Consider the following 15,108-nt stretch of genomic DNA (forward strand, 5'->3'; position numbering starts at 1 on the left):
CCTTATGGATTTTAAGTCATTTCCATTTAACATTTATTATTAATCTAATAGTTGCTCTATAAAGCTAAGATTGGTTTCCCATCAAGTGTTTAATTTTTACTTTTATTGTATACAAGTTGCATAGTAAAAAGTAACCCGTTTGTAACTGACCAGCCAATATAAACTAAATTTTCATAGTTATCATATATGACTTTTAAAAAATATTGGTCAAATACGCATCTGAGAATAAACTCTATAAGAGCTAGTAGGCTGATTAATGAAAAGTATAAAAATAGCCAATGGAATAGCCCATCGAAATCATTTAAATAGATGTCGTTAGAGTCCGAAATTAGGCGTGATATTTGAACTCGAAATATGAAAGCAAAAAACATTGCAATATTAAGGCTCAACTGGATCCCGTAAATAATCAAGCCATTTGCAATCTTACTCCCTTCTATAAGTAAAGAATTTATAGCGCCCAACCCGAATAACAAATAACCTACAGTGTTTATTATTAGTAAGAAAATGCATATGTGAGCTGAATTTTTATTTTTTGTAAATACACTAAAAGCAAGGTTAGATGCAATAATTGACAAGTAAATGTATGTTGATACGTGGGCGTTTTCAATTATTATATAAAATATAGATAGTGATATTATTAGACCTAGAATTAATCTTGATTTTGTCATAATTTTATGTTGCTTTCTATTTTTTTATGTAATTTTAACTGTGGTAGGGGAGCTTTTTCTGTTGAACTTTCTAGAGGTTTCCATGGGAATGTTCCACCAGATACTTTTTTACATAAACTTTTAGTTAATGATTTCATGACTCACACTACCTACTTATAATTTATGAAAGAGCTTTACTCATCTAGCTCTAACTTATCTCGAATATTATCAATTTGCTTAAGCAGAGGTTTTACATCTACTTTGCAAATCATTAACCATTTAAACAGTTGCCCCATTTTTGGCTCGCCGACACCAAACTCGTAATTACTGATTGTTTTTCTGTCACAACTCAGCTTTTCTGCCATTTGCGCTTGTGTAATACCGGCCTGTTTCCGCATGGCCTTAAGGTCATCACCATTGATCACGTCCTATCCTTAAATTATCGATGGAAAGGTTATTTTAATTATATTTAACGTAAATATAACATTGCAATCACATAATGTAAACTAGCATGGATATGATAATATTTATATGCGAATTAGTGAAGGGGTTGTTGGTGTTTTGATAAAATAAATGCGTGGGTATTTATACTGGGTGTGGTTCGCAAAGGAAGAGATTGTATGGGTCCTGACCTGCGTCAGGAAGACTAAAGAGAGGGTGATAAAGGGTAGTTGAAATGGATCCTGCGCTCCAAACCCTTCGTCGTTCTGAACTTGTTTCAGAATCCATTATGTGAAGACTGTGGGTGGTGTGACGACTGGCATGGGTCCTGACCTACGTCAGGAAGACGAAATAGGGGTATAAGCATCTGGGTCCTGACCTTCGTCAGTAAGACGAATGAGAGGGCAATAAAGGGTAGCTGAAATAGGTCCTACGCTCCAAACCCTTCGTCGTTCTGAACCTGTTTCAGAATCCATTGTGTGAAGGCCGTGGATGGTGTGACGACTGGCATGGGTCCTGACCTACGTCAGGAAGACGAAATAGGGGTATAAGTATCTGGGTCCTGACCTTCGTCAGGAAGACGAACGAGCGGGCGGGCAATAAAGGGTAGCTGAAGTGGGTCCTGCGCTTCAAACCCTTCGTCGTTCTGAACTTGTTTCAGAATCCATTGTGTGAAGATCGTGGGTGGTGTGAAGACTGGCATGGATCCTGACCTTCGTCAGGAAGACGAAATAGGGGTATAAGCATCTGGGTCCTGACCTACGTCAGGAAGACGGAATAGGGGTATAAGCATCTGGGTCCTGACCTTCGTCAGGAAGACGGTAATAAGTTGTAGCTGAAATGGGTCCCGACCTGCGTCAGGAAGACGAATGAGAGGGTGATAAAGGGTAGTTGAAATGGATCCTGCGCTCCAAACCCTTCGTCGTTCTGAACTTGTTTCAGAATCCATTGTGTGAAGATTGTGAGTGGTGTGACGACTGGCATGGGTCCAGACCTACGTTAGGAAGACGGAATAGGGATATAAGCATCTGGGTTCTGACCTACGTCAGGAAGACGGTAATAAATTGTAGCTAAAATGGATCCTGACCTGCGTCAGGAGGACTTTGGTACTCGTGTCATACTTTCGTCGTTCTGAACTTGTTTCAGAATCCATTGTGTGAAGATTGTGAGTGGTGTGACGACTGGCATGGGTCCTGACCTGCGTCAGGAAGACGGAATAGGAGTATAAGTATCTGGGTCCTGACCTTCGTCAGGAAGACGAATGAGAGGGTGATAAAGGGTAGCTGAAATGGGTCCTGCGCTCCAAACCCTTCGTCGTTCTGAACTTGTTTCAGAATCCATTATGTGAAGGCCGTGGATGGTGTGACGACTGGCCTGGGTCCTAAGCTTCGTCAGGAAGACGAAATAGGGATATAAGCGTCTGGGTCCTGACCTTCGTCAGGAAGACGGTAATAAATTGTAGCTTAAATGGGTCCTGACCTGCGTCAGGAAGACGAATGAGAGGGTGATAAAGGGTAGTGGAAATGGATCCTACGCTCCAAACCCTTCGTCGTTCTGAACTTGTTTCAGAATCCATTATGTGAAGGCGTGGATGGTGTGACGACTGGCATGGATCCTGACCTGCGTCAGGAAGACGAAATGAGTAAGGCAGTAAAGGGGAAGTAAAATGGGCCCTGATCTACCTCTGGAGGACTAAAGGGCCATTTCGCATCAATCTAGGTGGTTTTCTAGGCGAATCTGCGCGATAAACCCCATTAATTCACAGTAAATTGTGCTATTTCACAAGTTATTTATATTGTGGGGAGATTTTTTCACATCATTTACTTAATTATGTTTACAGTCGGTTTTCATAGTAAGTAAGGATATGTCATTGATGACTAGTTTGTTACCACTGGATGTGGCATCTGAATCGTTAAATAAATTTGGGTTGCGAGATGTGACTAAGTACTCTATTGCAACGAAAAAAATATATATAAAGCATGTGTTTATAAAAAACCTCGATGCAGATATTGTAAAGCCCAAACTCAGCTATACCGATTTTGAGTTTTTTAGGACGACGAATGCGGTCGACGGGTATTGTTATATTTTGGTGTACGTATTTAACAAGCGCCGCAAGAAGTTTGATATGGCATTTTTCTTAGAAGATGCCGAAGCGATTAAAGGCATTGATATGCTTGAAGCTAAAAAGAGAATGACTGATTTACATACCATATCTCGTAATATACGTGGTGCGTTACTAGGCCAGTTTTAATCGCATGGCCTAGTGCTTATAGTCTTGTCTATCACGTGGGGGCCAATCAGTATAAAGGGTGAATTGTACCCACTGCGACATTATGTCACACCCTTCCTGTGATTATTCGAATTATACTACTCCCATCTTTTTGAAATAATAACAATAATGATATGATCAAGTCTTTACTTGTTTGGCATAGGCGCCTTGCCTTGCTGTGTGTTATTCCCTTTATTGTGTGGGCGCTAAGTGGTTTGTTACATCCTGCTATGTCTCACTTTGCCAAAGCTGAACGCTTAAAAGTGCCTTTAGTGGTGGTGCCTGATCATGTGTTAGCAACTGCGCTGCCACTTAAGCAGGTTTTAACGGATAATCATATCACTCAATTAAGTCACGCAAGTATTGTTGAATATATCGGTAATTATTATTATCAAGTGATTGTCGCTGGTATCGAGAATAGGCGTACGGTTTATTATTCAACCCGTACAGGTGTAATAAATAGGGCCTTGAATGATGAACTTTATGCTCGTTATTTGGCACAAACCTGGTCTGGTCAGCTGGCGTTAGAAGTCGCATTAATTAATGAATTTAGCCCTGCATATGCTGAAATAAATCGTATGCTGCCGGTGTATCGTGTCACCTTATCGAATAAAAATAACCTCTATGTTGATACCTTAAGTAAGCGCATTGCGGCACATAATACACCCTTAAGAGAAAGTTTATCGTTTTGGTTTAAGCAACTTCATACTTTTGAGTTTGTTGGTGGGCGCCATGATTTATGGCGTATTATACCCATGCTGGCTATCTCATTATTACTGTTTGGCACTGCTATTTTTGGCTTGTTGAGTTATAGCTTGCTATGGCGACGTTTAAAAAACAAACGGGTTAATACACCGGTATTACACCGCTCATTCGGTGTGGTTTTAAGTGTATGTATGTTGGGCTTTTCGACTAGCAGTATACATATATTAGTTGATAAGTTTTTCCCCGAGACATTTAGGGCGTTGTCACCTGGCAACGCTATTTTTACAGCCTCTTTAACCCACGACCCTGTTAATGATTTGCTCCAAGCACAAGGTGACAACTTTCAGTTAGTGGTTATTGGTGAACAAATTTTTACTCAGGTTGTTAAGCAAGTGAAGGCACAACATAAGCCTGTGCTTGATTTTAGTTATTGGCGTGGTGAACGCGCTGATGTGACAAGTGTTGATGTGGCCACCTCACTACTTTCAAGGCAACTCAACGTAGCAGGTGCGGTGTCTCATTGGCAAAAGGTTGATAAATTTGGTCCGACATATGGGTTTATTAATAAGCGTTTGCCCGTTATTCAAGTTAGCTACGCACATATGCCAGATGTACTTTATAGTGTTGAGCCCCACACTGGGTTTATTGCCAGTATTGATGGCGACTGGCAAACTGCACGGAGTTGGCACTTTGGGTATCTTCATAAATACCATTTTTTAAACCCATTAGGCAGAGGCACGCGTGATATTATAATGACCTTTATATGTATTGGGCTTGTCATTACCGCAGGGTTTGGCGTGCGTTTGTATATAGGTCGTCGTTATCGCCAAAAACAAGCTTGTGCGCGCCGATTATTACATCCTGTAATAACCCCAGTAAAAAGTAATTAATTAAAATAACAACTTAGGAATATTTAGCATGAAGCAACGCTTTCGTTATTCGCTTATTTCGTTGTCAATTTTGTCAGCGTGTTCACTGAATGCAATGGCAAACTATGATGATGGCATGGATGAAATAGAGCAAATAACCGTTACCTCAACCCGTACCGCTAAATCGAGTACTGAATTGGCTTTGAGTATAGGCAGTGTATCAGAAGACGTTTTAAACAATGACAATAGCCAGCATTTATCAGAATCGTTGCAAACCATCCCAGGCGTACTATTAAACCAATTATCGGGTGGTCAGGGGCACAATGCGGCAATTAGAATGCCTATAAATTATGGTGGCTATACGCTTTACCTACAAGATAATGTGCCATTACAATCCGCTGCTTTTTATAATCACAACGCACTTTGGTGGGCAAGCAGTAATTCATCACTTTCACGCCTAGAGGTAATGAAAGGTGCGGGAACCAGCTTGTATGGGTCTGGTGCAGTTGCAGCAACGGTCAATATATTATCGGCCCCAGTAGATTCAGATAAAAATGAGGTTGGTATCACTTTGGGTGAAAATGGGTACGCACGATATCAAGGCAGTGCGACACATCATTTATCAGATCAAAATGGGGTGAGGGTATCAGGAGCGTACTTGAGTAATGATGGTTGGCGTGACAATAGTCGCGTTGAAAAAACCGAGTTCAACGTGTTGTACGAAGTGAGTGTTGCCGACAAACATTCGTTTAAAACCAGCATAATGGCCTCATCTCTTGATCAACAAATGTTGAACGCCTTGACGGCCGATATGTTTGCACAAGACCCGTCGCAATCAGGGTTACCAGCTGAAGTGATAAAAATAGATCCACGGCGTAAAACTGACTACTTTCGTATTAGTTCAGAGTATCAGTATCAAGGAAATGGTGTTTTTGCGTCGATTATTCCTTATGCGCGTTATCGCAGTAACGATTATATCGCAACGTGGCAGCCAAATATGCCGCAAGTTGAGTCAAGCGTAAAAACGATAGGCGTGCTTGCATTAAGTAATTTTAGCCACAGTGATGATTTTGAAACCACCATTGGTATTGACTTAGAATATTCGCAAGGTGATGCATTTTCTTTTCAAGCAGCCACCAGAACTACATCGGGTTGGGGGGCGGCAACGTATCCAAAAGGGCATGTATTTTATGATGATAAAACGCGCTTTAAAGGCATAGCACCTTATATTCAGCATGTGGGTTCTATCACGAGCCAGCTGAGTTATTCATTAGGGTTAAGATACGATAGCAATGAATATGAGTTTGAAAACAACTTAGCGGTTTACGATGACGATGGGTTTGGCAATCGCTCGATAGCAGACAGAACAGACACGTTTGACCATATGAGCCCGAAGGCGAGTTTGAACTATCAATTAGATGATACCAGTAATGTGTATGTGCGTTTTGCGAACGCAATTCGCATTCCAACTGCGTCTGAGCTGTATCATTTAAAAACCAAGGAAACCAGCGCTCAGTTGAGTTCTTTAAGTGAGGAAACGTCAGATACTTACGAAGTGGGTTATAAGGTAAATCTTGACGCGTTCTCGCTAGAGTTGGCGTATTATATTATGGCTGTAGATGATGCCATTGTCACAGCGTATGATGATTTTGGTGCGTCTTATCGGGTAAATGCTGCAAGTGTTGAGCATCAGGGCATAGAGCTTGGTGTGAATTATCAATATTCTGATTCTGTATCGGTTGCGTTTGCATACAGTCAATCGGATCATGAATTTGATCATTATATTGAAGACCAAGGCCGCGTGGATTATAAGTCAAAAGAAAGTAAAGCACACGACTTGTCAGGCAACAGTTTACAAATGGCACCTGAGTATGTGGCGAATTTAAGGCTTAACTATAATAGCCGTGTTATTGAAGGACTGAATATCATTGCAGAGCTACAAAGCATTGGTGATTACTGGATGGATGCTAAAAATACGCAAAAGTATTCAGGCTATACAGTCGCCAATTTGAAGTTTAACTATGATTTATCTGATGCACTTAAACTGCATGTACGCATTGCAAATGTGACGGATAAAAAATATGCCTTACAAAGTGAATTAAGGTATGGCAAAGAGCGAATTCAACCTGGTGCGCCGCGTACCATGTATGCAGGGTTAAATTACTCATTTTAAAAAATCGTGTTGGTTTGTTCAACATAGATAAAACGAGTTAGCCATTACGCGCAGCCGTATTGAAACAAGGCGTATGTGATAGTATGCGCCTGTTTTTATTAAGCTCGATTGTTAAAGATCATGCCTGAATGGCTAGAACCATTGCTCGCAAATAAACTTTGTACGAGCGTAGAGGTTTGTTTTTTTATGACCAATTGAACATTTTGTAGCTGTTCATCAAGCTGTTCTTTCAATTTAGCTACTTGTGCTGTTTGTTCATCTTTAGACAGCGTTTTATCCGCGCGTACTTCTCCTATCCTTGCTTGCAGTATTCTTATATTGCCGACTATTTTTTCTTGGTCGCTTATGTCCGCTTTCTTACTTTGGTCTGTCACTTTATCTGACTCACCTTGGCTTTTTTCAGCTTCAGTGGCGGTGGATACTGACTTTTTATTGGTGTCTGTTGCCTGAGTGTCTTTAGTGCTACCGTCTTGTGCTGTTTTCGTAGAAGGATTAGTTAAGGTGTTAATGTCTAGATTCGAATATGCTTGTGGTGGTAACGAATTAAAGTTCATACGGTACAATGTCCTTACGCGACAGAAAATTGGCTGAATGTTTATATCAGAACAGAAAGCACTAATCGTACCAATAATAGATATTTGAAACGCTTTAACTGGACGAGGTCAGTTATTTGGGCTCTAAGGGCTTTGGAACCTGAGCTATGTGATGATGACGGAGCCGTGCGAAGTTACTCTTTAATTATGTTAAGACATTATGGTCATTGTTTTTAATAGGTCTTAGAGTCAGTACTGAAATAGGGTAGGGCTACTTTACTCTAGGCAGCGAAACGGTAGCAATCGTCCCTTTTCTATCTTTTCTATTCTTAATTTGTAAATCACCTAAGTGGTTGAATAGTATTTGGCGACTGAAAACTAAACCGATCCCACTTCCTTTTGATTTGGTAGAGAAAAATGGAATGAAAAGGTTGTCAGTATTGATTATACCTGTACCTTCGTCGGTAATATGTATACTGGTATATTTGTCGCTTATTTGGATCGCCACTGTTATCTTACCAGTGGTTTGAGCCATTGCCTCTTTAGCATTTTTAAGCAAGTTAACTAAAACTTGTTCAAGTTGTTGGGGATCGGCGAAAACGTGATGTACTTCAGGGTTAACAATGTTGATTTGCGTATGAGGGAACAATAATGCACACTTTTGAATGAGCTCAGTTAAACAAAAAGGCACTTTTGTGGGAGGAGGTAATTTACTTATTCGTTGGAAATTACTGATGAATGTATTTAGGGAAGCAGAGCGGCTATGTATGACATTAAGCCCTTGCTCCAAGTTTATCATTGATACCTCAGGCTTTGTGACCAATTTTAGTAAAGTAGCGCTTATCGACGTAATAGGCGTCAGGCTGTTATTTACCTCATGACTGAGCACTCGATGCAGCCGTTGCCAGCTATCTCTTTCTTTATCGATAAGTAGCCATTGAACGTCACTAATAAAAAATAGATAATTAAGTTGTTGTTCATGAATGTATTTTACGGTGGAAATGCGATAGGTTTTGCTGATCCCACCCACGTCTATGGTGAAACTTTGTGGTTGTGTAGTTATTTTTGTAACCGGTATAGAAGTGTGGGTTAAGTTTAGGCCAACAGAAGTTGTGGAAATATCGAGCAAATCATTCGCGGCAGGGTTCGTAAATGTAATATCGTAATGCTCATTAGAAGCAATAATAGCAACATCGATATGTGAAATGACTTTTTCTAACAGCAGTTGGCTTTCTTTGATTGCAACACTTTGCTGTGCAAGCCGCGTTGATAATGTATTGAGCAGTAGCTTTATTTCTAACATCTCATCATTTTGTGAGTTAATCGCAGAACGCATACTGTAATCCTCATCCACTAAGGCTTCTAATAAGATGGCGATATTACGGGATTGATTGCTGTAATTGGCTTTAATTGTGGACGTAAGTAAAACACACAAAGGCACTATAAATAGTCCCGCTAATGTAATGAGATAACCTGATACGTTCATTAAATATAATAAGAAGCAGAAAGATAGACTCAGTAAAAGTAGCAAGCAGGATGAGATTCTAAGCGCAGTTCGTAATGAGAGAAAGTTAGCCATTTTCAGTTACAGGTTAAATTTTTCAATTCTACGGTAATATCCGCTGCGGCTAAGTCCTAAGGACGTGGCCGTTTTTTTAACATTACCAGAAAAGTACTTTAATCTTTCAATTATCGCTTGGCGTTCTAACTCATCAAGTGTTAGATCAATAGGGAGAGCTTGTGAGTCTGAAAGCGGGCCTTGGCTGGCTTGTATATCTTGTATTATGTGTAAGTGCTGTGCATCAATCACATTGTTTTGACTCATAAAGACAGCTCTTTCTATGCAATGATTGAGCTCTCTAATATTACCAGGCCAATGGTGGTTTTGTAGTTTTTCCATTGCGGCAGATGAAAGGCGGATCGGCGCAAAATCATGTTCATCAATGAGTTTTTCTAACATATTTTCGACCAGTGGCACTATATCTTCTTTTCGCTCACGTAATGACGGAATGTGAAGTTCGATGGTGTTTAGCCGATAAAATAGATCTTGGCGAAACTGACCTTCTGCAATTGCGTTGGCTAAGTTTACGTTCGTTGCACAAATAATTCGTATATCAGCATTATGTATTTGATTATCGCCAACAGGTGTAAACGTTTTTTCTTCAATAACACTTAAGAGCTTTGCTTGTTGAGATAGAGGAGTATTGCCTATTTCATCTAAAAACAAGGTACCATGCTGAGCTAATTCGAAACGACCTTTACGGTTACCAAGTGCACCAGTGAACGCGCCCTTTTTATGGCCAAATAACTCACTTTCAAATACACCATCAGCGACGGCACCCATATTAATAGAAACGAAGGGTTGTTGTGTTCTTTGGGAATGAAGATGAATGTAGCGTGCCAGTAGTGTTTTGCCAGTGCCATTTTCACCCGTCAGCAAAATGCTTGAATTACTCTCTCTAAGTTGTTCTATTTGTGCTAATAGGTTTTTCATCGGTACAGATTGAGCAATGACTTTACAACTCATTGCTTCGAGTTTGTTACGCAGGTGCTGGTTTTCGACAGTGAGCTTTTTACTTAGCTGCTGACTGGAACTTAGGGCCAGTTGTGTTTCAATACTATTTACAAGGTGCTCATTTTGCCACGGCTTTTGAATAAAATCATTGGCCCCTTGCTGTAATGCTGTAATGGCCAGCTCTACAGTTGCCCAACCTGTCATAACAACCACAGGAACATCACTGATATCGCGAATATTTGCTAGTAATGTTAATCCTTCTTGCCCTGATGTGCTGTCTAGTTGGTAATTTAGATCCATTAGGATTAGATCGAAGTGCGATGTTTTAATTATATTTAGCAGTGCAACCGGCGTAGTCACGCTAGAGACAATATAATCATATTCGGCCAACAATAATTCAATTGATGTGATGATATCAAGGTTATCGTCCGCGACAAGGATAGACTTTGTCACTGCCAAACCTTATTACCTAACATAGGTCGGGATACATATAGTGCGCACTTCTTAGTCATTTATGGCAACTCCTTTGACTGTAACACAACAAGATAAATGATTTCTTAATTCTATCTTGATGAATTAAAGACGCTTTTTCAAGTTTATTTAACAAATATGCTGACTAAACTTAAATTTAAGAGAATAGATATGAAAAAGCATATCGGATCAGGCAATTACCATATATAAACAGGTACACTTTACCGAGTCTATGTTCAGATGGCTTTTAATAATGGCCTGTATACATAGACCATTATTAAAGAGTACTTATTTGCTGAGCTTTTTGAGCGCTCGGCGAATATCTTTTTGTGTTGAGCGGTCTTCCGCTAAAGCAAGGGCTTGTTGATAGGCTTTTTTAGCCGTGGCCTTATTCTCAATTTCTTTGTTTACCTGAGCATAAACCATTAAGTACTCAATATGTTGCGCGTCTTGTACTTGCTCTTTTTCAAGTAACAAATTAAGCGCTTCTAATGCTAGCTGCTTTTTACCATGTCCTTGTAAAGCTAGATAGGCGGAGGAAATACATGCATCGCGCCAAAGAGGCAGTTGATCAGCTGTTCGCTTAGCTATTTTGCATGTATCAACGAAGAGCTTTTGAGCTTGCTCTTCTTCAGAGAACGTCCATAACAAATTAGCTGCGCGGTGCATGAGTGTTACATCTTGGCTGAATTGACTGCCAATTGTGGTGATTGTGCTCAGCGCCTCAGGTTCATTTTGCGTATTTTGCAGATAGTCCATTAACGCGAGGTAATAATAGCGTTCACTCACTGGTTTTAGCTTATCAACAATTGCTTTTGATTGTTTTTTATCAGAGTCCCAAAACCCACTTTCTATGGCTAAAGCTTTTGATGCGGCGACTAAGTACTTGGGGTTTTCAGGCGCTAACTCAGCAGCAGTAATATAACTTTGGTTCGATTTATCAACAAAGCCAAGTTTATTGAATAAGCTAGACTGCTCTTTAATTTGATACCAAAGTTCGCCAGCGTTATAGTGAACTTTGGCATTGTTTGGATAACGCCTTACTAAGGCTTCTAACATTTTTTCTTTATCATCATTATCTTGGGCTATTGCAACAGCAACGGTTAATATTTTAACTTTAACATCACTACTGTCGAGCTTCGCTAAATCATGCATCAGCGGCTCATATTGGCGAGTATGAAACATCGTTTCAAGCGTCTCGTATTGCGATTGTGAAATGTCAGCGTGTACATTTATTGCAAAAAAAGTGATTATCATGCAGCAAACACGTTTAGTGGTGTTATTAAACATAGTCTTCTCCTTAGATAGTTGAACCTGCACTTTTCGTCTTACCTTTAATCTTCGCAACGAAGCGTTTCGCTAGGTTCTAGCTGAATCGCTTTGCGTGCGGGCACATAGATAGCGCTTGATACTGAAGCTATGATGATCAGCATGACGATGGCTGCACTGATAAAATACAGATAAACATCAAGCGCTATCAATTGCCACGTTACAATACTAAGCAGGGTTGACAGTACTAACCCGATCCCAAGACCTTTAATAAGCGGGTTCGCGCCCAACTTTATTAGCCAACGTACAATATTGCTATCATTGGCCCCAAGGGCTCTACGAATACCGATTTCATGTTGACGTTGGGTAATTGAATTGGCAGTCAGACCATAAATACCCGTGACACCAAGCGCGAGCGCAAATAAGCCACACTTGAGGAAAAGCTGAGTGGCTGAATGTGTTAAATCTCTTAACATTGCTAGTAACTCTTCCATACTTTTTAATGCTGTAAGTTTAATTTCTGAATCTACCGTGTACAGTATTTCATAAATGAGTGAACGAGCTTGTGGTTCCGCGCCAACAAATTTATATTCAATATTTACATTGTTACTATCGAGTTGTGTTAGTGGGCGATAGAGCGTCATCAGGTTTTTGGGATCACTAATAGGGGTACCTTCAACGCGATCGGAGACGATACCAACAATTGTTGCCCATGTTTTTTCTCCTTCTACTTCATCAGAGATTTTCAGTTGCTTGCCAATAGCAGATCCTTCACGCCAGAAAGTGTCAGCGACGCTTTTACTGATCATCACAACGGGCATGGTAGTTATTTGATCTCTGGTATCAATATAGCGACCTTCGATAATTTCAACACCAGTAAAATTAATGTTTTCAGAGATGCTTCTTATTACCGCTTGTGGTTTATCTTGTTCAAGCTGATAACTGACGCCTTGTTGCATAAAAGTGTTTTTACCGAAGCTGGCGGTAACGACAACATCTGTGATGCTGTTCTGTTGCTGTAATTTAGATGTGATAGTTCGATAAAAAGCATTCCGCGTAGTTTGAGCGTTATAGCGCTCAGGTGTTAACTGAACTTGCGCAGACAAAATATTAGTGGTGTTAAGTCCAATATCTAAATTGATCAATTGGTTAGCAAAAAAGCTCGAAATAATCCCTAAATACATTAATACGGTGACGACTGTAATTTCTGTTGTAAGCAGTACTCTAGTTACTCGGTTGCCTTTACTGCTAGCAGCGCCTCGGGTCCCACCTCGTAATGTTGCGTTAAAGTCACCTGATGTAACATGTAATGCAGGCAACACTCCGGTCATGATAATGGCGATGATGATAAAAATAATTGTCACCAATATGGTATTGATGTCGAGCCCCCAGTGCCACCAATAAGCGAGACCGTCGGCAAGGTCCATATTTATCCAAAATTGATTGATTTGTTGCAGTGCCCAGCCAGACAACAATAACGCAATTATCCCACCAGTAACACAGATGATGATGCTCTCCCACATCATCTGTACGATAAGCCTTTTTTGTGGTGCGCCAAGCGCAACCCGGATTGAAATCTCTTTAGCGCGTTCATTCATTCTTGCTAGTAATAAGTTACCAACGTTAATTGCGGCAAGTAGAAAAATAAAACCTGTGACAATATTTAAAATGGTAAAAACAATGATGCCATCAGCACCATTTGTTTGCGCGGCTTGAAAGGTGGTAATATAGATATCATCAATAGCAACTTCACTATTTTGACGACGAGCATTATAGGTGTTTTTTGCTAAACGAGACAGTTCGTTATTGGCCATTTTCTCTGATGTAGATGGATTAATGCGGGCATAAATATCGACGTAGACCTGATCTCGTTTTTGCGTAGTAAAAAGAGGTTGCTCAATAGGAAGCCAGAACCTTGATGCGACGGGAAACCCGTAACCTTCGGGCATGACCCCAATGATCCGTGTAGTTTTGCCATCAACTTTAACAAAAGAATCGATAATATCTTGTTTACCTAAAAATTTACTTTGCCACATGGCATAACTGATCACCGCCACTTTCTCTGAGCTTGGTGAACTGTCGTCTGAACGAAAAGCGCGTCCTTTTATTGGTTGTGTACGAGAAAACTGAAACATATTCCATTCAGTAAAGGTGACACTGTGTGATTGAGATTGACCATTGATATCCAATAACACGGATGTCGAATAATACATACCAAATTCACTCAAGGTGGAAATTCCCGGTCTAATTTCAGCGAAGTCAACTGCATCAAACATACGATCGTAGCCTTGTTCTGTCGCTTGTAGTTTTACAACTGAATGGCCTTCGTCAATGGGGAGGTCTGAGAATACAAAAGTGTGTAAGAACGAGTAACTGAATATGCTAACCGCTAAGCCTCCAGCAAGTACAACTGTTGTTAATAAGCTAAATACAGGGGACTTGGCCAATAAACGGCATGCATACTTTATATCAAGCAAATAATTCATGTTTTACTCCCTAAGCTGCAGAGCTCTTTTCTTTTAACACCTGATCAGACATAATTTTTCCATCAAACATTTCTACCAGTCGGTTTGCTTGACCGGCAGAACGAGGGTCATGGGTGACCATAATTATGGTTGTGCCTTCGCTATGAAGCTTTTTGAGTAAATCTAACACCGCATCGGTATTTTTGGAGTCTAAATTACCCGTTGGTTCATCAGCCAGTATTAATGAAGGTCGACCCGCTATCGCCCTGGCAATGGCCACGCGTTGTTGTTGACCCCCTGAGAGCTGGCTAGGAAAGTGTTTACGACGATGCTGCATATCGACTTTTTCTAGTGCGAAGTCGATCAGATCATTAATTTCCTTTTGCTCTACATTATTTCGATAGCTTAACGGTAGAGCGATATTCTCTTCTACGGTCATATCACTTATTAGGTTGAAAGATTGAAACACGAACCCAATATGCTCATTGCGTATCGCAGCGCGTTCGTCTCGTGTGATCTGGCTGACATCGTGACCACTTAAGATATATTTTCCTGCTGAAGGGATATCTAGTAATCCAATTAAAGACAGTAACGTTGATTTTCCGCAGCCAGAAGGACCCGTTATGGCGATATAGTCCCCAGAATTAACCTCTAAATTAATTTGGTTTAATGCATAAGTCTCAACATCCTCAGTTGCAAACTTTTTTTCAATATTATCTAGCTGAATAATTGTGTTACTTGTCATGAGGCT

10 protein-coding genes are annotated in these 15,108 nt (G+C 40.3%); 3 read left to right on the top strand and 7 right to left on the bottom strand.

Features of this window, described 5'->3' with window-relative positions; all coding sequences use genetic code 11:
* Positions 1–841 precede the first annotated feature (841 nt).
* Positions 842–1,072 (bottom strand): helix-turn-helix transcriptional regulator, encoded by a 231-nt coding sequence (locus J8L97_RS11985; RefSeq protein WP_211049979.1) that lies wholly within the window; start codon positions 1,070–1,072, stop codon positions 842–844.
* A gap of 1,889 nt (positions 1,073–2,961) precedes the next feature.
* Here J8L97_RS11985 and J8L97_RS11990 point away from each other — a divergent pair.
* The 3 genes from J8L97_RS11990 (at position 2,962) to J8L97_RS12000 (ending at position 7,104) form a co-directional block, all read left to right on the top strand.
* Positions 2,962–3,339, top strand: a complete 378-nt coding sequence (locus tag J8L97_RS11990) for a hypothetical protein (protein ID WP_210998470.1) — start codon at positions 2,962–2,964, stop codon at positions 3,337–3,339.
* Between the two features lie 152 nt (positions 3,340–3,491).
* Positions 3,492–4,952, top strand: coding sequence for a PepSY domain-containing protein (locus tag J8L97_RS11995; protein ID WP_211049981.1), 1,461 nt, complete (start codon positions 3,492–3,494; stop codon positions 4,950–4,952).
* 28 nt (positions 4,953–4,980) lie between these two features.
* A complete protein-coding gene (locus J8L97_RS12000) occupies positions 4,981–7,104 on the top strand; it encodes a TonB-dependent receptor (RefSeq protein ID WP_211049983.1) in 2,124 nt (707 codons plus the stop codon).
* A 98-nt stretch (positions 7,105–7,202) separates the two neighbouring features.
* Here the strand turns inward: J8L97_RS12000 and J8L97_RS12005 are convergent, their stop codons facing one another.
* The 6 genes from J8L97_RS12005 to J8L97_RS12030 form a co-directional block, all read right to left on the bottom strand.
* The gene (locus tag J8L97_RS12005; RefSeq protein ID WP_211049985.1) at positions 7,203–7,658 is read right to left on the bottom strand and encodes a hypothetical protein; all 456 of its coding nucleotides are present in this window, start codon (positions 7,656–7,658) and stop codon (positions 7,203–7,205) included.
* Between the two features lie 250 nt (positions 7,659–7,908).
* Positions 7,909–9,123, bottom strand: coding sequence for a PAS domain-containing sensor histidine kinase (locus tag J8L97_RS12010; RefSeq protein WP_211049986.1), 1,215 nt, complete (start codon positions 9,121–9,123; stop codon positions 7,909–7,911).
* 99 nt (positions 9,124–9,222) lie between these two features.
* On the bottom strand, positions 9,223–10,605 hold the full coding sequence (locus J8L97_RS12015; RefSeq protein WP_211049987.1) for a sigma-54 dependent transcriptional regulator: 1,383 nt from the start codon (positions 10,603–10,605) through the stop codon (positions 9,223–9,225).
* 306 nt (positions 10,606–10,911) lie between these two features.
* Positions 10,912–11,913 carry a hypothetical protein gene (locus J8L97_RS12020; protein ID WP_211049988.1) on the bottom strand — a complete coding sequence of 334 codons (1,002 nt, stop codon included), beginning with the start codon at positions 11,911–11,913 and terminating at the stop codon, positions 10,912–10,914.
* 44 nt (positions 11,914–11,957) lie between these two features.
* On the bottom strand, positions 11,958–14,378 hold the full coding sequence (locus J8L97_RS12025) for an FtsX-like permease family protein (protein WP_211049989.1): 2,421 nt from the start codon (positions 14,376–14,378) through the stop codon (positions 11,958–11,960).
* A gap of 10 nt (positions 14,379–14,388) precedes the next feature.
* Entirely contained in the window at positions 14,389–15,102 is a 714-nt protein-coding gene (locus tag J8L97_RS12030) for an ABC transporter ATP-binding protein (protein ID WP_211049990.1), read from the bottom strand.
* Positions 15,103–15,108: the final 6 nt, after the last annotated feature.

The sequence above is a fragment of the Pseudoalteromonas sp. MMG012 genome, from assembly GCF_018100875.1.
GTDB classification, from domain to species: domain Bacteria; phylum Pseudomonadota; class Gammaproteobacteria; order Enterobacterales; family Alteromonadaceae; genus Pseudoalteromonas; species Pseudoalteromonas aurantia.

Excerpts from the sequence above, each read along its gene's own strand:
- J8L97_RS11995 (WP_211049981.1), top strand. The coding sequence starts at position 3,492 with ATGATCAAGTCTTTACTTGTTTGGCATAGGCGCCTTGCCTTGCTGTGT.
- J8L97_RS12025 (WP_211049989.1), bottom strand. The coding sequence starts at position 14,378 with ATGAATTATTTGCTTGATATAAAGTATGCATGCCGTTTATTGGCCAAG.
- J8L97_RS12000 (WP_211049983.1), top strand. The coding sequence starts at position 4,981 with ATGAAGCAACGCTTTCGTTATTCGCTTATTTCGTTGTCAATTTTGTCA.
- J8L97_RS11990 (WP_210998470.1), top strand. The coding sequence starts at position 2,962 with ATGACTAGTTTGTTACCACTGGATGTGGCATCTGAATCGTTAAATAAA.
- J8L97_RS12030 (WP_211049990.1), bottom strand. The coding sequence starts at position 15,102 with ATGACAAGTAACACAATTATTCAGCTAGATAATATTGAAAAAAAGTTT.
- J8L97_RS12020 (WP_211049988.1), bottom strand. The coding sequence starts at position 11,913 with ATGTTTAATAACACCACTAAACGTGTTTGCTGCATGATAATCACTTTT.
- J8L97_RS12005 (WP_211049985.1), bottom strand. The coding sequence starts at position 7,658 with ATGAACTTTAATTCGTTACCACCACAAGCATATTCGAATCTAGACATT.
- J8L97_RS12010 (WP_211049986.1), bottom strand. The coding sequence starts at position 9,123 with ATGAACGTATCAGGTTATCTCATTACATTAGCGGGACTATTTATAGTG.